At 57.7% G+C, this 17,437-nt stretch carries 16 protein-coding genes and 3 pseudogenes; 7 read left to right on the forward strand and 12 right to left on the reverse strand.

Going from position 1 to position 17,437, the window contains the following annotated elements; genetic code table 11:
- Positions 1–194 precede the first annotated feature (194 nt).
- Positions 195–749, forward strand: coding sequence for a carboxymuconolactone decarboxylase family protein (locus C8029_RS08350; RefSeq protein ID WP_152002700.1), 555 nt, complete (start codon positions 195–197; stop codon positions 747–749).
- A gap of 10 nt (positions 750–759) precedes the next feature.
- Here the strand turns inward: C8029_RS08350 and C8029_RS08355 are convergent, their stop codons facing one another.
- From C8029_RS08355 to C8029_RS08385, 7 genes and pseudogenes are all read right to left on the reverse strand, one after another.
- Positions 760–1,557 carry a DNA-binding transcriptional regulator gene (locus C8029_RS08355; protein ID WP_074646106.1) on the reverse strand — a complete coding sequence of 266 codons (798 nt, stop codon included), beginning with the start codon at positions 1,555–1,557 and terminating at the stop codon, positions 760–762.
- Between the two features lie 38 nt (positions 1,558–1,595).
- Positions 1,596–2,437 (reverse strand): annotated as a pseudogene (locus tag C8029_RS22945) (fumarylacetoacetate hydrolase family protein).
- Between the two features lie 4 nt (positions 2,438–2,441).
- Positions 2,442–3,935: a bifunctional 3-(3-hydroxy-phenyl)propionate/3-hydroxycinnamic acid hydroxylase MhpA gene (gene mhpA / locus C8029_RS08365; RefSeq protein ID WP_152002701.1), complete on the reverse strand. Its 1,494-nt coding sequence runs from the start codon at positions 3,933–3,935 to the stop codon at positions 2,442–2,444.
- 2 nt (positions 3,936–3,937) lie between these two features.
- The gene (locus C8029_RS08370; RefSeq protein WP_152002702.1) at positions 3,938–4,918 is read right to left on the reverse strand and encodes a VOC family protein; all 981 of its coding nucleotides are present in this window, start codon (positions 4,916–4,918) and stop codon (positions 3,938–3,940) included.
- 106 nt (positions 4,919–5,024) lie between these two features.
- Positions 5,025–6,035: a TRAP transporter substrate-binding protein gene (locus C8029_RS08375; protein ID WP_152002703.1), complete on the reverse strand. Its 1,011-nt coding sequence runs from the start codon at positions 6,033–6,035 to the stop codon at positions 5,025–5,027.
- 21 nt (positions 6,036–6,056) lie between these two features.
- Positions 6,057–7,358, reverse strand: a complete 1,302-nt coding sequence (locus C8029_RS08380; protein WP_152002704.1) for a TRAP transporter large permease — start codon at positions 7,356–7,358, stop codon at positions 6,057–6,059.
- Complete coding sequence (locus tag C8029_RS08385; RefSeq protein ID WP_152002705.1) at positions 7,358–7,843, reverse strand: TRAP transporter small permease; 486 nt, start codon at positions 7,841–7,843, stop codon at positions 7,358–7,360. The genes C8029_RS08380 and C8029_RS08385 overlap by 1 nt, the downstream gene beginning before the upstream one ends.
- Before the next feature lie 291 nt (positions 7,844–8,134).
- On the opposite strand from C8029_RS08385, the gene C8029_RS08390 reads away from it, so the two are divergent.
- Both C8029_RS08390 and C8029_RS22350 read left to right on the forward strand, forming a co-directional pair.
- Positions 8,135–9,061 (forward strand): ABC transporter substrate-binding protein, encoded by a 927-nt coding sequence (locus C8029_RS08390; RefSeq protein ID WP_226946282.1) that lies wholly within the window; start codon positions 8,135–8,137, stop codon positions 9,059–9,061.
- Positions 9,022–9,411 (forward strand): type 1 periplasmic-binding domain-containing protein, encoded by a 390-nt coding sequence (locus C8029_RS22350; protein WP_226946283.1) that lies wholly within the window; start codon positions 9,022–9,024, stop codon positions 9,409–9,411. Before C8029_RS08390 ends, C8029_RS22350 begins: the two co-directional genes overlap by 40 nt.
- A 156-nt stretch (positions 9,412–9,567) precedes the next feature.
- Here the strand turns inward: C8029_RS22350 and C8029_RS08395 are convergent, their stop codons facing one another.
- From C8029_RS08395 to C8029_RS08415, 5 genes and pseudogenes are all read right to left on the reverse strand, one after another.
- Positions 9,568–10,461, reverse strand: a complete 894-nt coding sequence (locus C8029_RS08395; protein ID WP_193217621.1) for a LysR family transcriptional regulator — start codon at positions 10,459–10,461, stop codon at positions 9,568–9,570.
- A gap of 44 nt (positions 10,462–10,505) precedes the next feature.
- Positions 10,506–11,341: pseudogene (locus tag C8029_RS08400) on the reverse strand (alpha/beta fold hydrolase).
- A complete protein-coding gene (locus C8029_RS08405) occupies positions 11,341–11,730 on the reverse strand; it encodes a hypothetical protein (RefSeq protein ID WP_009570211.1) in 390 nt (129 codons plus the stop codon). Before C8029_RS08405 ends, C8029_RS08400 begins: the two are co-directional and overlap by 1 nt.
- A gap of 11 nt (positions 11,731–11,741) precedes the next feature.
- Positions 11,742–13,033: pseudogene (locus C8029_RS08410) on the reverse strand (muconate/chloromuconate family cycloisomerase).
- The gene (locus C8029_RS08415; RefSeq protein WP_009570213.1) at positions 13,002–13,871 is read right to left on the reverse strand and encodes a dioxygenase family protein; all 870 of its coding nucleotides are present in this window, start codon (positions 13,869–13,871) and stop codon (positions 13,002–13,004) included. The pseudogene C8029_RS08410 and the gene C8029_RS08415 overlap by 32 nt, the downstream one beginning before the upstream one ends.
- A gap of 203 nt (positions 13,872–14,074) precedes the next feature.
- On the opposite strand from C8029_RS08415, the gene C8029_RS08420 reads away from it, so the two are divergent.
- The 4 genes from C8029_RS08420 to C8029_RS08435 are packed head-to-tail and all read left to right on the forward strand — an operon-like array spanning position 14,075 to position 17,411.
- Positions 14,075–14,803, forward strand: coding sequence for an ABC transporter ATP-binding protein (locus C8029_RS08420; protein WP_152002707.1), 729 nt, complete (start codon positions 14,075–14,077; stop codon positions 14,801–14,803).
- Positions 14,790–15,545 carry an ABC transporter ATP-binding protein gene (locus tag C8029_RS08425; protein ID WP_152002708.1) on the forward strand — a complete coding sequence of 252 codons (756 nt, stop codon included), beginning with the start codon at positions 14,790–14,792 and terminating at the stop codon, positions 15,543–15,545. The genes C8029_RS08420 and C8029_RS08425 overlap by 14 nt, the downstream gene beginning before the upstream one ends.
- Positions 15,545–16,411: a branched-chain amino acid ABC transporter permease gene (locus C8029_RS08430; protein WP_152002709.1), complete on the forward strand. Its 867-nt coding sequence runs from the start codon at positions 15,545–15,547 to the stop codon at positions 16,409–16,411. Before C8029_RS08425 ends, C8029_RS08430 begins: the two co-directional genes overlap by 1 nt.
- A gap of 4 nt (positions 16,412–16,415) precedes the next feature.
- Positions 16,416–17,411 carry a branched-chain amino acid ABC transporter permease gene (locus C8029_RS08435; protein WP_152002710.1) on the forward strand — a complete coding sequence of 332 codons (996 nt, stop codon included), beginning with the start codon at positions 16,416–16,418 and terminating at the stop codon, positions 17,409–17,411.
- The last annotated feature ends 26 nt before the right edge of the window (positions 17,412–17,437 follow it).

Here is a 17,437-nt window from a genome sequence, read left to right on the forward strand (position 1 = left end):
AAAAAACCGAGTACGGGAAATATCTGGCCACGCTTTTGAAAGAAAAAGGGTTGGTGGAACATTTTAGCGAGTCTTGAAACAACCCGCACACACCTCACACGAGGCTTGCAACACTGTCCATCAATCATGCCGAGCAACCGCGGTGATTGCCTTTGGGCATCGTCCGCGTCTTGATGGCGCAAACGGAGGCACTCATGACCAATCCCCAAAAGACCATATCCGATCAGGTTGCGCCGCTCACGGATGCGCAATGGCCCAATGACATCGCCGATCTGCGGGGCGGTTTTGCTGGCGCACTTAATGTCTATCGCACGATGGCGCATCACCCGGCCCTCGTGCGCGCTTGGGCACCATTGCGGCAGCATATCGTCAAAGACACAGCGCTTGGGGTTGAGCGCTCCGAGGTGGTGATTTTGCGCACCGGCGTGCGGCTTGGGTCGGCCTATGAATGGGCGCATCATGTGTCGCGTGCGCGCGCCCTTGGGTTTTCTGACGAGAGGATTTTGGCGATCAAAGCCATGCCCGAGGGCGAAGACGGGATGATCGTGCGCGCCGTCGATGCACTGTTGGACGATCACCGTCTGCCCATCCCGCTTGAGCGGGAATTGGCAAAGTGTCTTGGCCGAGAAGCGGTGTTCGATTTGATCGCCACTGTGGGGTTTTATTCCGTTCTCGGGTCGATCTTGATGACCTATGAGACGCCGATTGACGACGACATCGCCGACCAGATGGCGCGAAACCCGCTTTAGGACTGGGCCATCAATCCGGCAAAGACCCGGCGATTTTATCGGCAAGCTCCGTCAAAGCTCCGGTAAAGGTTTCAAGTGCCTTACCGGTGCTCATGGCGCTGCGAATCCAGATGATGGAGACACAGCCCAAAACATTTCCACCCGACCTGACGGGAACCGCAAGCGATGCCGTTTGGGCGCGAAATTCGCCGCTGTCGCGAATGGCGATGCCACGCGCGCGGGTCTGTTCAAACAATTGGTCCAACCAGCGCTGTTCCAAAAACGGAACATCTTCGGGATCATTGAGCCGACGCAGGTGCTCTAGGATCACCCCCCGTTCCTCATCCGAACAAAAACTCAGATAGGCCCGCCCCGCAGAGGTGCGCAACACCGGCAGTTTATATCCCGTCATGCCTCTGTCGATCGACAGGGGAGACCGGCCATGGGTGGTTTCCTGAATCACCATCGCCGCATTGTTGTAAATGGTCAGATCGAGCGGCCAGACAAGCCGTTGGCCATATTGCGCAAACAAAGGCCCCGCCGCCTGTGACAGCTCAGAGGTCAGCGCATAGCCATCTCCCAAAGCGGCGGCAAACCGCGTCACACGTACGTAATTCGAGGTGGCGGAAAAGGCGACGTAGCCCAGTTCCTCCAGCGTCTCCAAAAGCCGGTACACGGTCGGACGCGGCAGATTCAGCGCTTTGGCAATTTCACCGGGGCGGGTTTCGCCCATCCGGTTCACATAGCGCAAAATGGCAAGCCCGCGCGCAAGGGCGCGCACGGACCCACCAGAAGCGGTCGCAGGTGTGTCGGAACCAGAGGCAATCATAGGTTTAGACTGTCACACTCCGCCCCCGCGCGTAAGCCTTAGACTTCGGCTTTGACCGAGTTTGACAAAATGCCAACACTCGACACTTCGACCTCACAAAGATCGCCGTCTTTCATGAACAAGGGTGGCGTGCGACGCGCGCCAACCCCACCCGGCGTGCCGGACACAATCACATCGCCGGGCAACAGCGGCAAGATGGTTGAACAATAGGCAATCAAACGCGGGATCGAACAGACCAGCATATCCAGCGTGGTGTCTTGCACCGTTTCGCCATTCAACCGGGTTTGGAGCCGCATTTTGGTGTGGTCTTCGATCTCATCCGCCGTCACCATCCAAGGGCCAAAACCGCCCGTCCCGGCAAATGTTTTGCCCGGCATGAATTGATGCGTGTGTTTTTGCCAATCGCGCACGGACCCATCGTTGTAACAGGCATAGCCCGCGACATAATCCATCGCATCCGCTTCTGAAATGCGACGGCCCTCTTTGCCGATGATCACGGCGACCTCGCCTCATAGTCGAATTTATCCGATTCAAGCGGTTTGATCAGCGGCGCATTGTGCCCAATCTGCGAACCCTGATAGCGCGCGAACAACACCGGGTTCGGGGTTTCTTCGCGGCCGGTTTCCTCGATATGGGCGTGATAGTTCAGGCCGACACAGATGATTTTATCCGGGTTCGGAATGACCGGATCATGGGTCACATCGTCAAAGCCATAATCCGCCTCGGCAGAGACCAAGGCTGCGGCAGCAGCCATGTCGCCTGTGGCCAAAAAATCGCGCAGCGTCGGCGCGTCAAAACGTTTGCCGAGATCGACGATGCCAACCTCATTGACGAGACCATATGAGGACGTACCGTCCTTGGTAAAAGAGCAAAGCTTCATTGTATCAGACCCGTTCAGGTTGTTGCGTTTCAATTGGATTTGGGAGCACGAGGGTCAAAAGCGCCTCAAGTTCCTCTTTGGTATTGGCCCCGCCCAGCGTGTAACGGTCGGGACGCAAAACAGTGGCGCGGGCACCAAGGCGCGCGAGGTGATCGGCGGCGTTTGATGTGTTCGTGGTGACCAAAGCGACACCATCGGGCAGGCTCAAACCCTGCGCCAAATCCGCCTCAGCGACGACGACAAACTGATGGCGATAGACATCATCCATCAGCCGCCCGTCGGTCAGGCGCGGCTGACCAAACAGACGCCCCGCGAGATCGCCAACACCAATCCCCTCGCCCAAAGGCGGCGCGATGCTTTCCATCCGTGCGGAGCCATCGGTGCTTGGCAAAGCGGCGCGCAGGGCCGCTTCGGTGCCCGCGGTGTTGATCAAGCCACCCAACCGCACGGCAGTTTGGATGTATTCGCGGGCATTGGGTTTGCGCTCGCTCTCGTAGCTGTCCAACAGCACCTCGGCGGCCTTGCCCGTCACCTTGCCCTGACAAGTCAGCGCCAATTTCCAGTACAGATTGGCAACATCTCGGGTGCCCGCGCACATACCCTGCCCCATGAATGGAGGGGTTTGGTGACAGGCATCACCGGCCAACAAAAGCCGCCCCTTGCGCCACTCATCCGCAACCAGAGAGTGGAACACATAGACCGCTGTGCGCTCCAAATCGGCGTCCTCGGGCGTCAACCAATCGGCAAGCAACGCCCACACCCGCTCCGGTTTGGAAATCTCATTTGTATCCTCATCGGGCTTGACCGTGATTTCCCACCGCCGCCGCATCCCCGGCACCCGCACATAGGTGGCGGGACGATCAGGGCGGCAATATTGGATCGAATGATCGCCGAGCTCGGGCTTGTCCTGTTTCAGGATCGCATCGACCACCAGCCAACGTTCGTGAAAGCCGTAATCCTCCATTCCGGTCTCAATATAGCGCCGCACCAGCGAGCGTGCGCCGTCACAACCGACCACATAGCTTGCGGTGACGCGCTCAACCTTGCCGCAGGACATGTCTTCGAACCGCAGTTCCACCACATCGCCTTGATCCTCAATGTTAAACACATCGCAGCGGGTGCGAATGGTGACCTCTTTGCGGACGGTCAGACTGGTGCGCAGCACCTCTTCGAGATCGGGTTGGTGAAAGCGGAAATTCGAGCGCCAGCCTTGCGGCCCTTCGCCCTGTGGGCGGGGCCAGTCCAGTAAAAGTTTGCCGTCAGCATCGACAAATTGCATCCCCGGATGCAGCGCCGTTTTGGGTTCCATTTCGTCGGCGATGCCGATCCACTGAAACACCCGCATCACTTCGGCGTCAAAATGCACCGCGCGCGGCAGGTGATAGGCTGCGCTTTCGCGCTCCAAAACCAGCGTTTTTACCCCGCATTGACCCAAAAGATGAGCCAAAGTTGCGCCCGCAGGGCCATAGCCCACGATGGCGACATCATAGTGTTCCATAGTTATTTTCCCTGTTTGGTCAGTTCGCCGAAAAGCCATGGGCAATCGGCCACGGGTGGCGCACGCCGGCCCCGTGCGGCAGCATCCAGACGCATATCGCGCAGGCGTTTGCGCCCACCTTCTTCGGTGAGATAAAGCCGTTCATGGCCCCAAAAACTCGGGCCATCATGGGTCTGATGCGGCTCCCATGTTTCCGGCTCAATCAAGCGCCCGCCCCAACCGTTTTCGACAAAAAAGCCGGAGGGCGAATGGGCGTAGTAGGAGGTCATGTAATCATTGGTGTGACGGCCCAGTGTGTAGGCGACACGGCCCTCCTCCATCTGCGCCAAATCATAGCCTTGGCCCAGATCATCAAGGTTTTGGAACTCGACCATGAAATGATGAAACCCAAGCTGTCCCGAGCCGACCATGGCAAAGGAATGGTGACGATTGTTGAGGTGGAAAAAGTACAGCCCGTAGGGTTCCAACCCGTAGTCCGAGACGTGAAAGTCCAACAGATCCCGGTAAAACGGCATCATCACGTCGATGTCTTTGACGTGAAGCACCGCGTGCCCCATGCCCAAAGGTCCGGTCATAAAGCCGTCAATCGGACGCCCCGGCACAAACGGATCGGTGGCGATCATCGGTTTGTAAAACAGCTCGACCCGGTTGCCCCCCGGATCTTTGAACCAAATCATGTCTTCGACAAACCGGCGATCCGCGAGCTCTTTTGTGGCCATGGTGACGGCCACGCCCGCGGCATCCAGACGAGCGGCGTAGGCTTGAAAATCCTCTTTGGCTGCGACCTCAAAGCCCAGAAACGCCAGCGTTTCACCGGGTTCGTCAGAAACCAAAAGCCGCTGAACCTTGTCATCCATGCGAAACGCCACGGCTTTGCCGCCACGGTCGATCTTTTGCATGCCCAGCAGTTTGCCGGCAAAATCTCCCCAGTCGTCGAGCTTGTCAGAGCGCACACCGAGATAGCCCAGAGCAATGATTGCCATGGTGTTCTCCATCATTTGTTCAGGAATGCCTCATTTTACAGGCCAAACGACCCAATCCCGAGGCGTCATCTCCGCCCGTCCGCAGTGTGGACAGACGGAGAGAAGATCAGCGCGCAGAAACCTCGCGCGCGCGGGTCAGCACGGTTTCGGCTGCTGCCGGATCGGCCTGCTCGGCCACCCATTTGGCCGGAGCCTCCGCCAATGCCGCATCCCATGCCGCATGGCCTGCCTCATCGAGTTCGACAAAGGTCACCTCACCTGCCGCGCGAAACGCCGCTTCGACTTCGGCATCGGTTTGATCGACAACGGAGGCGATCCATTCGGCAGTGGCCCGACCCGACATCTCATCCAGCACGGCCTTGTCCACCTCCGACAGGCTCTCATAGGTGCGTTTGTTCATCAAAACGGCCATGGGCGACGAGGTGAAACGCGTGGTGGTGATATAGGGGGCCACTTCATTGAGGCGGAAGGTGCGATAGGCATCCATCACCCACACCGCGCCCGAGACCACACCGCGTTCGAGGTTTTCATAGACCTGTGGTGCCGGAATAGACACGCCCGACGCGCCCAGAAGATCAAACAGGGTCGAGCCAAATTTCGACGGGGTGCGCAGTTTCAGACCGTTGAGATCGGTGGGCGTGGCGGCGGCAGCGTCCGTCATGAAAAAGCGGTAGCCCGGCGTGGTGAACAGGGCGATCACTTTGTAATCGGCATACTCCGCGTTCAACGCACCGTCCTCGGCCAACGTGTTGAGGATTTCGGTGCCTTGAGTGGAGGTTGCCACCAGACCCGGCACTTCGGCCACACCTGACATCGGGAACAGACCCGGCGTATAGGTCGGCACAATCAACGCGACATCGGCCACGCCCGCTTTGACCAATTCCGCCTGTGCGGGCGGTGCGCCAAGGATGGAGCCGGGGTAGAGTTTAAAGGACGCGCCTTTGGACAGCTTCGGGTTGACCTCGTCGATCCAGGCTTGCAGCACCTTCGACGAATAGAACCCTTGTGCAGGCTCAAAAGACGACACGCGCATTTCGCGCGCCTCTGCCATAGACGCGGTAAAAGACAGACCCAAGGCAAGCGCCACTGTGGTGGCTTTGAATAGAGTTTTGATCATAGTTTCCTCCCGTTTTTCTGATCAGATCGCATGGTAGGGCAGCCAAATGACAAGCGCGGGCAGAGCAATAATGATCCCCACGCGAATGAAATCGGCTATGACAAAAGGGGCCGCCCCTTTCCAAAGCTCAGTGAGCTTGACGTCCGGTGCGACGGTTTTAAGGACAAAAAGGTTCATGCCGACGGGCGGGGTAATCAGTCCCATTTCCACCACCATCACGGCGAAAATCCCGAACCACACAAGGTCGATCCCCGCCGCCTGCGCCACGGGCACAAACAGTGGCACGGTGAGCAACAACATCGCCAGACTGTCCATCAACGTGCCCAAGACCAGATAGATCGCCAGCATCAACAAGATCACCAAAAGCGGCTGATCCAGGATGCCGGAAAACAATCCGGTGAGGGAAAAGGGCAGACCCGAGAGGGCAAGGAAAAAGTTGAACAGGTTCGCGCCGATCAACACCAGATAGAGCGCGCCACAGGTCATCGCCGTGTCCATGATCGCGGACATGAAGCCCTCAAAGGACAACCGCCGCGCAAGCAATCCATAGGCCAGAACCACGGCGGCCCCGATGGCGGCGGTTTCGTTGGCGGTGAACACGCCCGAATAAAGCCCGCCCATGATCAGGCCAAAAATACCAACCGGGGGCAGCAATTCTTTGATCGCGCTGCGCCGTTCCGGCCCTTCGGCACGCATCCGTTGAGGTGCCACAGACCAACCCATCCAGATCGGCACCCAGATCGCCAGACAGTACAGCAGAACTGCCAAAAAGATCGGTCCGGCCGTGGCCAAAAGCAGGTCACGAATGGATTGCTCGGCGATGAAGGCATAGATCACTAGGACCGTTGACGGTGGGATCAGGATGCCAAGTGTGCCCCCCGCAGCCACAGAACCGGCGGAGAGCGACCGGGAATATCCGGCGGCTTTCATTTCCGGCAAGGCAATCCGGCCCATGGTCGCGGTGGTGGCCAAGGACGATCCGGAGATCATTCCAAACCCCGCCGACGCGCCAATAGTGGCCAGCGCAAGCCCGCCCCGGCGGTGACCGATCAGCACGGACATGGATTGATAGAGCTTGGTCGAAAGACCGCTGCGCGCGGCCAAATTGCCCATCATCACAAACAGCGGCAACATGGTCAGAGTGTAATTCGTCAGACTGTCCCATGTCGTCGTCGCGCCAATCGCCATGGCACCGGGCAGTCCGATGATCATCGCCGATCCAAGCACGCCGACAAGACCAAGGGCCACAGCCACAGGCACTTCGAGAAAGATCATTACGATCGCGGCAAAGAACCCCATGCCACCCAAAAGCATCCCACTCATCACCAATCCTTCTCATTTTTCACGGAGAACCAGAGCGCCGCGAGCGCCGCGATAAGAGCGGCCAAGAGGGTTGCGGTCACCACCATCAGCGCCATCGACACCGGCACGCCCAAATCGGCGGTGGTTTCGGGTGAGCCAAGTTTGGACAGGGTGTTTTCGGCCAAAATCCAAAACAAAAGCCCGGCAAAGATCAGCGAGGCGATGCTACCGAAAATGCCCAAAGGCCGGGTGAAGCGGTTTGGCGACAATTCGGACAAGAGCTTAGCCGTCACATGGGTCCGTTTCGCGTAGCAGACCGGCATCGACAACAGCGCACCCAAACCAATGGACAGGGATGTCAGTTCAATGGCGGCGGGCACATTCATACCCGCAACCGCCCGCAAAATCACATCCATCACGGTCACCCCGGCTCCAAACAGAAAGCAGGATGCAGCGGCAGCCAAGAAGAGGTTTGATATGCGTTTTTTATATTTTCCGTTGATCATGCTGCCCGCCCTTCAGAGCTTTTATATGCAGCAAAAACCCGCCCCCCACGCCGTCGCGCAAAGGGAAACCTGTGCGTTTCCATGGCGTTCCTCCCAACGCTAAGTCATCAAAAACTATATGGCGCGTGAATGTGATAAAACAGGCTCACCGAAGAGGTGTCCGTCAGTCGGACACCTCCAAGCCAACTCAAACAAGGGCCTGTCACCGCCCGTATCATCCAATACTGGCCACAGCATAGGCACATCGCACGCCAGGGGGGATACTCCAACCACTCTATGGGAGGAGAAAAAATGAAACCTACACCAGTGAACCGCCGTGGCTTTTTGCGCAGCGTGGGGGCGGCGGCCTCCGGTGCTGCGCTGTCGCAATTTCCCTTGCCTGCACTCGCCAAAACCAAAACCATCAAACTTGGTCTTGTTCAGCCCGTGACCGGACCGCTCGCGATTTTTGCCGAGCCAACGCAATTTGTGATCGACGCCGTGCGCGCTCAAATCGGCGACAGCGTGATGATCCAAGGCACCAAACATCCGGTCGAAATCATCCTGAAAGACAGTCAATCCAACTCCAACCGCGCCTCTTCCGTTGCTCAGGAATTGATCCTCAACGATGAGGTAGACATGCTCTTGGCCACATCGACGCCTGACACGACCAACCCGGTGGCGGATCAGGCCGAGTTGAACGGTGTGCCCTGCATTAGCAATGACACGCCATGGCAACCGCATTTCTTTGGCCGTCAGGGCGATCCGGCCAAGGGGTTTGATTACACGTTCCACTATTTCTGGGGCCTTGAAGACGTGATCGGCACGTTCATGTCGCAATGGGATCAAGTCGCCACCAATAAGGTGGTCGGTGCACTGTGGCCCAATGACCCGGACGGAAATGCCTGGGGCGACCCTGCGGTTGGCTTCCCAAAACCGATGGCGGACAAAGGCTATTCCTTGGTCGACACTGGTCGGTTTCAGTCCATGACCGACGATTTCTCGGCACAGATTTCGGCCTTCAAAGCAGCGGGGGTCGAGATCGTCACCGGCGTCGTGATCCCGCCAGATTTCACCACATTCCTCAGTCAATCGGCTCAGCAAGGCTTTGCGCCCAAGGTCATCAATGTCGCCAAGGCCAGCGAATTTCCTCAGGCCATGGCCGCCCTTGGCCCCCGCGCAGACGGCTTTCGGTCGAAGTGTGGTGGTCACCGCATCACCCGTTCAACTCTTCGCTGACCGGGCAAAGTTCGGCTGATCTTGCCAGCGCTTATGAGGCCGAGACCGGCAACCTCTGGACCATGCCGCTTGGTTTTAAACACTCGCTGTTTGAAGTGGCTTTGGATGCGTTATCCCGGACCGAGGACCCCACCGACCCCGACAGCATCGCCGCAGCGATCCGTGCCACCAATCTGAACACGATCACCGGCGCGCTCAACTTTGGCGCAGGCCCTGTGCCGAACATTGCCAAAACGCCGCTGGTTGGCGGCCAATGGTCGGTGCGCGATGGCAAACCGGTGCTCGACATCGTCGACAACACCAACGCACCGGACATCCCGCTGAGCGCACAAATGCGTCCAATCGGCTAAAGACAAGGGGCCTCCCCGTTTAAGGCGTCACGCCTTTAACCTGAGACAGGGGAAAGGCGTGACGCTGCCAGACATATCAATGGTGCGGGCGTTCTGCCATAAACCCGTGATTCAGGTTTGTGGCGGAACGCTTTAGCGAGGCCCCTTGTCCTCAGATCAGATGCGTTTTCGTGTGTATTTTTCAATGATGTCAAAGAATTGAAGCGCCTGCGGCTTGCGATTGTCGCGCCGGGCATGCACCGTCAAAGAGGTGCCGGGATTGTTGCCCTCATAAGAGCGATACAACACCCCCGCACGTGGCGAATTTGACACCGATTTGGGCACCATCGCCAAGCCGACCCCAACTGAGACAAGCGAAATGGCGGTTTGGTAATCTTGGGCAAAGATCTGATCCGCAGGTGTAAAGCCTTCGCCCTCACAGACTTTCAAAATATGATCGGCAAACGACGGGCGCGGGCGTCGCGGGTAGAGTACAAAGGTCTCTTTATCCAAATCCGCCAGCTTGATCGGTAGGCTCTGACCGGCCAGAGCCGAGTTGTCGGGCAGGGCAAGAATGAGAGGCTCGTGATGCAAGGCCATGGAGCGGAATTCATCGCCTTGAAGGCTTGGCCGCGCCACCGCGATGTCGATGTCGCGCTGGATCAGAGCGCGTTCCAATTCGGCGTTGTTCATCGAACTGAGTGACAGATCGACATGCGGATAATGCGAGCGATAGGATTTGATCAACGACGGCAAAACCCCATGGGTCGCAGAGCCAACAAAGGCCACGCGCAACCGCCCCGCACCACCGCGCCCGATGAGTTCCACTTCACGGTAGGCGCTGTCGAGATCGTCCAAAATATCGCGCGCCCGATCCAATAAAACCGCACCCGCCTCGGTGAGCCGGATTTGGCTTCGGGCGCGATCAAACAATTGCGCGCCGATCTCTTTTTCAAGCGTCGCGATTTGGCGCGACAAGGGTGGCTGGGCCATTTCCAAACGCGCCGCCGCGCGACCAAAATGCAATTCCTCGGCCACGGCAATAAAATATTTCAGACGTTTGAATTCCAAAGTGGCCCTCCCCAGCCCCTTTTTCATCACCCGATTTTACGCATTCACCCCATTTTTGCGAGGGCATCGACAAAATAGGGCCGGAATACATCGGGGTTCTCGCTCATCGGAAAATGCCCAATCCCATCCATCACCACAAGGCTGGCACCGGGAATGGCATCGGCGGTGCGTTTGGCGTCCTCCGGGGTACAGGTCATATCATATGTGCCCACCATGAGATGCACAGGCGCGCGCCTGTGTCAATGCGGCCAAGTTGCCCGATGAGACTGTCGTCTTGGGTATAAAAACTCAAATCCCCACGAAATACGCCGGGGCCAGATTGCATAAACATCCATTGGGTGTTCCAACGCTCGGACTCGGGGGATTGCGGCGCGATATTGGCGCTGACCAAAGCCGCACCCATTTCGCCGCCATGGGCATCCGGGCGGTGGAACCAGTCGATGTCATACCACGCGGGCTGAAAATCCGAGGCCTCGATGGCAATAAAACCTTTGAACGGATCCGGCGTCTTGAGTGCCAGTTGCAGCGCGATCCGTCCGCCCATGGAACATCCGGCATAGATCGGATTCTCCAGAGTGAGCGCCTCGACCAGTTTGAGCACCGTTTCCATGTAAGCTTCGGTGGTCAAAAGGTATTCTTCCTCATGAAACCCCTCAGGAGGCAAAGATTTGCCATGCCACGGCATGTCCGGTGCGATGAAACGATAGGCTTTGGTCAACTCGGGATCGTTCAGGATATGCCGCCACTGGCGGCTGTCTGCGCCCGCCGTGTGGAAACACAGGACCGGCTGCCCACTGCCCGCTTCTTCAAAATAAATGCGGTTTTTGCGGCCTTGGACCTCAATCGTCACATAGCGGCCAATGATCTGTTCAAGCGCCATTATGCCGCCTCCTTTTGACGGCCCAGCGCCATAAATTCTTTGAAAAACCTCAGGTTTTTGACAAGGGCAAGAATGTCGCCATCAATCCGCCCACGACCGGTTTTGACAAAACCGAAAATGTCGTGAAACCGTGGCGCTGGCATGGGGTGCCAAAAGGCATCCAGCGCCTCACCATCCACACGCAAGGCAAACCGCCACGGGATTTTACTGCTCGGGCCTTCTTCGACCCGCTCAAGCAGGCCGCGATGAAAGTACAGATAGATCTGCTGATCATCGACCTCGATCAAAACCGTCTCGGAAAACAACTGCCCGAGGCGTTTGAGATGCGGCTTTTGCGTGAGCGCCGTGCCCATCTCTTCAAAACGGGCGCGCAGAGATGCGGTTTGCATGGGAACTTCCTTTAGTCTTTGCGGGCATAACGATTGATACAGTCTGGGTCAGGCGTGACCCCAAGTCCCGGACCTGTCGGCAGATGCACTTCAAAATTCTCATAGCGCAGCCCGTCGGAACACAGATCCTCGACCAGAATTTTCGGACCGAAATGTTCGGTGCCCCAGTCCAAATTCGGCAAGGTGGCGAAAGCGTGCAAATGCCCCGCAGCACCCAAGGAGCTTTCCAAAAGACACCCGCCATAAAGCTGAACACCCGCCGCCTGCGCGATGCCCGCGACCCGTTTCAATTGATGCACCCCACCGTGTTTACACAGTTTGAGTGACAGGACTGAGCCCGCACCTGAGCCACAGCCGTCCATGCTTCGCCAAGGGTGGACACGCCCTCGTCCAGCATGATCGGGATCGGAGACCGCGTGGCAATGCGCGCCATGGCAGGCATTTGGGCGGCGGGAAGCGGTTGTTCGATCAAACTCACCCCAAGGTCCACAAGATGTGGCACATAACGGATAAAATCGGCCTCCGACCAGCCTTGATTCACATCCGCGATCATATCCGTGCCCTCGGGCAATGCCACTTTCAAGGCGGTCAGACGCGCCAGATCGGTCAACGGGTCAGCAAAGCCGAGTTTGATTTTAAAGCGGTTGAACCACCCCTTTTCGATCATGCCGTTGGCCTCTTCGACCTCCTGGCCCGCGTCGCCAGACGCCAAGGCCCAAATGGCGGAAAAAGACGCGCGCTGCGCCCCGCCCAAAAGCACATGGGCGGGCACGTTCAGCGTTTTCCCAACGGCGTCCAACATGGCCATGTCGAGAGCGGATTTGGCAGTGTAATTGCGCTTGGCCGCCTGCGCCATTTTGGTGGCGGCGGCCTCAAGGAAACAGGCGGGATGACCGATCAGCGCGGGCGCGAGGTAGGTGTCGATATTGACCTTCATCGCCTCAACACTTTCCTCGGCCCAGCGCGGCCCGCCCAGGGTGGAGCCCTCTCCAAAACCGACAACACCATTCTCCAACACAACCTCAACAAAAATATAGCCTTGGTGGCTCAAAGAGGTGTTCGAAAGCTTATGTTTGCGCCGGGTCGGGGCCTCGATAATGCGTGCAGAGACCGAACGGATCGCCGTCGCTTGGGCCAGATCCATCGTCGTTGCGTCGTCAGAGATGCGAGTCATTGTGGGCATTGCAGAGAAGGGGGTATTCATATCATTTCCGACGCCAGAAAGGGGGTGGAGCGACGGGACGCTGCGCTCCACCCTGTCAATGTTGTGCTTACTCTGCGGCAACAGCGCCGAGTTTGGCATTGTTGCGGATCACGAAATTGAACTCCATCGCGAGGTCCGTATCGGCCCCCTCAGGCGCTTTTTCCAAACGCCCCACGAGGTCTTCTTTCACGGCAAACACAGAGTCATTGTCGAGATATTCCGTCTCGCTGTCGTAGATTTGCGAGATGAGGGTTTTGTAGCCTTCTTTCATGATCATGAAATGGACATGACCGGGACGCCACGGGTGGTGCCCCATGTAGTTGAGCAACTCGCCCGCTGCCCCGTCATAGGGGATCGGGTAAGGCGCGGGGCGATAGCACACGAGATCATATTCGCCATTTTCATCGGTTTCAAACCGACCGCGAAAGTTCATGTCCGGCTGTTCCGGGTCCTGAAGGTCGTAGAGACCGTTCGGAGCATCGTGCCACACATCAAGGATGACATTGGGCACAGGTGCGCCATCGGTGTCGCGAATGGTCCCGGTGATGCGCAGGGTTTCTGTGCCCGGATATTCTTTTTGAATGATCGACGCGCCTTTGGGCAGAACCGGTGAATTTTCGCGGTAGAACGGCCCAAGCACAGTGGTGATCGTTTCGCCATGGGTCGGCTTTTTGTCGAGCATATCGACAAGCACTTCAACGCCGATGATGTCAGAAATCAGGATGAATTCGTTGCGCGCTTCATTGGAAATGTGACCGGCGCGGACAAACCATTTCATCGCCTCAAGCCATTCATCATAGCTCAGATCGACCTCTTTGCAGAAGGCATGGATGTGCTTGATGGCCGCCGACATGATTTCCCGGTTGCGTGCAGGTATATCCCCGCTCATCGCGTTGATGACGGCATCCGTGACGTTTTCCAGTGTGATATTGCGCATAACCTACTCCTCCATGTAATGGCAATTCTTGCGGCGAAACTCGCCCTTGAACAGGTTTCAATCAATGCCTGTGCTGGTATCCGCCAATACCAACAGAGTATCATCAGAAAAAATATGCGCCTTCAAAGGTATTGAAAAACACCCCATGCGGCATTGGCACCTACCCTCCGCCTTGCCACCCTGCCGCAAAAGGGGAGGACACCTTGACACAGATCGTTACGCTGAAGGGCGTGTCGAAATCTTTCGGCACGCTCACGGTCACCGATGCTGTCGATCTTGCCGTGGGGCGCGGCGAGGCGCTTGGCATCATTGGACCGAACGGAGCCGGAAAATCGACCTTGTTCAATTTAATTGGCGGTGCGCTCCAACCGTCTGAGGGGCGGATTTATTGGCAAGACCGCGACATCACCGACCTGCCCGCAGCCCAGCGCTGTCGTCTTGGCATCGGGCGCTCGTTTCAAATCCCACATCCCTTTGTCGGCATGACGGTCTATGAAAATCTCCTGACAGCGGCGATTTTTGGCGGCGATGCACAGAGCGCTCCGCAGACCTGTCGCAGGGTTTTGGAACTGACCGGATTGATGCCAAAAGCCAATCTTCAGGCCGGGACTCTGGGGCTTTTGGAACGCAAAAGACTTGAAATGGCGCGCGCTTTGGCCACCTCACCCAAGGTACTTTTGCTGGATGAGATCGCAGGCGGTTTGACGGAAGCCGAGTGTCGCGCATTGGTCGCCACCATACGCGACATTCACGCCAGCGGCATGGCCGTCATTTGGATCGAACATGTGGTTCACGCGCTTTTGGCCGTGGTCGAACGCTTGGTCGTGATTGATCGCGGCGCTTTGGTCGCGCAGGGCGATCCCAAAGCGGTGATGGCCGACCCGATGGTGCAACAACTCTATTTGGGGATTGATGCCGATGACGCCACATAACGCTTTTCTCGAAATCCGTAACCTCACCGCGTTTTATGGCGATTTCCAAGCGCTGTTTGGCATTGATCTGACTATGGATGAGGGCGACACGATGGCGGTGATCGGGGCCAACGGGGCCGGTAAATCCACCATGCTGCGCACGCTCACCGGGCTTTTGCCCTCGAAAGGCCAGAACATCCGCTTTGCAGGCGCGGCCATCGCCGGCCAGCCCGCGCATCTGATTCACAAGGCCGGCATCGCCATGGTGCCCGAGGGACGGCGGCTGTTTCCCTCTTTGACGGTCGAAGAAAATCTGAGCATCGGGGCAAGTGGCAAACGCAAAGGCCCGTGGTCACTTGCGGCGATCTATGAGTTGTTTCCCGACCTGCATGACAGACGCCACCATGGCGGAACCGCGCTTTCAGGCGGTCAGCAACAGATGGTCGCGATTGGTCGGGCCCTGATGTCCAACCCGAGGTTGCTTTTATGTGATGAAATCAGTCTGGGCCTGTCGCCAAAGGTGATCAAAGACATTTACACCGCCGTGCCGCTCATCCGTGCGCGGGGCACGTCGATGTTGGTGATCGAACAGGACATCGCCCAAGCCATGGCCGTGGCCACCCGCGTAATCTGTCTGCAAGAGGGCCGCGTGTCGCTGTCTGGACGCCCCGAGGACCTCAGTCGCGCGGAGATCACTCGCGCCTATTTCGGACTTGAATCCAACGAACCGGACACCAATGAACCGGCACAGGAGATGCTCTGATGGAATGGGTCAATGTACTGATTCAAGGCGTGCTTTTGGGCGGTCTCTACGCGCTGTTCGCGGCCGGATTATCGCTGATGTTCGGCGTCATGCGCTTTGTGAACATCGCCCATGGCGATTTCATCGTGTTGGCGGCCTATCTGATGTTGTCCTTTGTAACCTTTATGGGATGGCACCCGGCGCTTGGCATTGTGGCGGTGGTTTTGGTGATGGGAACGATCGGCTATCTGGGGCAACGCATCTTGCTCAACCGGGTGTTGGGCAAGGATATTCTGCCGCCCATTCTGGTCACCTTTGGTCTGTCGATCATCTTGCAAAACGGCATGATGGAGGTGTTCTCCGCCGACAGTCGCCGCGTTTCAAGCGGTGCGCTGGATGTCGCCTCCATCTCCCTTCCCGGTGATTTGGCGATTGGCGCCATGCCTTTGCTGATGTTCGTGGTCGCGCTTGGCGTTTTGGCAGGTCTGCATGTTTTGTTTTTCCACACCGCGCTGGGTCGCCTGTTGCGCGCCACGTCAGATGATGCGGAAATGGTGCCGCTTATGGGGGGCAACAAAGCCCATATCTTTGCCTTGGCCACGATGATTGCCTCCGGCGTTGTCGCGGTGGCGGGGATCATGTTGGCGATGAAGACCAATTTTGACCCGAGTGCAGGCCCATCGCGGCTTTTGTTTGCCTTTGAGGCGGTGATCATCGGCGGGCTTGGCTCGCTTTGGGGCACCTTGGCTGGCGGGGTCGTTTTGGGTGTGGCACAGGTCGTCGGCGCACAAATTGATGCGGGATTTCAAATCCTCGCAGGCCACCTGGTTTTCCTCTTGATCTTGGTCGTTCGGCCACAGGGCCTGTTTGCCCGCATGAAAGGATGATCCCATGACAACCGCACCTATGACCCGCCGCAAAGCCCCCGTCTCGCTCATCGCCATTTTTGTGACCATCGTCCTTTTGGCCGCCGCCCCGTTTTGGGCCTCACGCGGCACGCTCAATATGTTGATGGAAGCGTTGGCCTTTCTGGCGCTGGCGCAGATGTGGAACCTTTTGGCGGGATACACCGGGTTGATCTCGGTGGGGCAACAGGCTTGGGTCGGGCTTGGCGGCTACCTGTTCTTTGCGCTCGCCATGTTCTCCGGGTTGCCTTTACTGATCGCCCTGCCCGTCGCCGCCCTCCTGTCGGGCCTCATCGCCTTTCCCATCGGCTGGATCGCCTTTCGCCTGCAAGGCGCCTATTTTGCCATTGGCACATGGGTCATCGCCGAGGTGTTTCGCCTGATTGCAGCGCAGTTTTCGGCGCTTGGCGGCGGTTCGGGCATCTCGTTGCCGATTGATGTGGTCAAATCTCTCGCCGCCTCGCGCGGCGCACGCGACATGGTGATGTATTACATCGCTTTTGGCCTTGGCATTGGATCGGTGGTGATCGTCTGGCTGATGCTGCGCTCCAAATGGGGCCTCGCCTTTACCGCCATCCGCGATTCTGAACCGGCCTCTGAAAGCATCGGCATCCGCATTCGACGGGTCAAATTCATGGTCTATATCGCCACAGCCGCAAGCACGGCCCTGACCGGCGGGTTCATCTTTTTGCAAAAGCTGCGCATCACCCCGGACGCTGCGTTTTCGGTCAACGAATGGTCTGCTTTCATCATCTTTATCGTGGTGATCGGCGGGATTGGCTCCATCGAAGGGCCTATTTTGGGGGTCATTCTGTTCTTTACGCTGCGCAGCTTTGCCGCAGATTGGGGCAGCTGGTATCTGATCACTCTGGGCGCACTGGCGATTGGGGTGATGCTGGTGGATCGTCAGGGAATGTGGAGCATTCTTAAAAGTCGCGGCGTCCCGGTTCTGTTCAAAACAACACGCTGGTTTGAGCCCTGAACACGCGCCTGAACGGGCCGCCCCCC

The organism is Roseobacter sp. TSBP12, from assembly GCF_009129705.1.
In the GTDB taxonomy this organism is placed as follows: Bacteria; Pseudomonadota; Alphaproteobacteria; order Rhodobacterales; family Rhodobacteraceae; genus Celeribacter; species Celeribacter baekdonensis_A.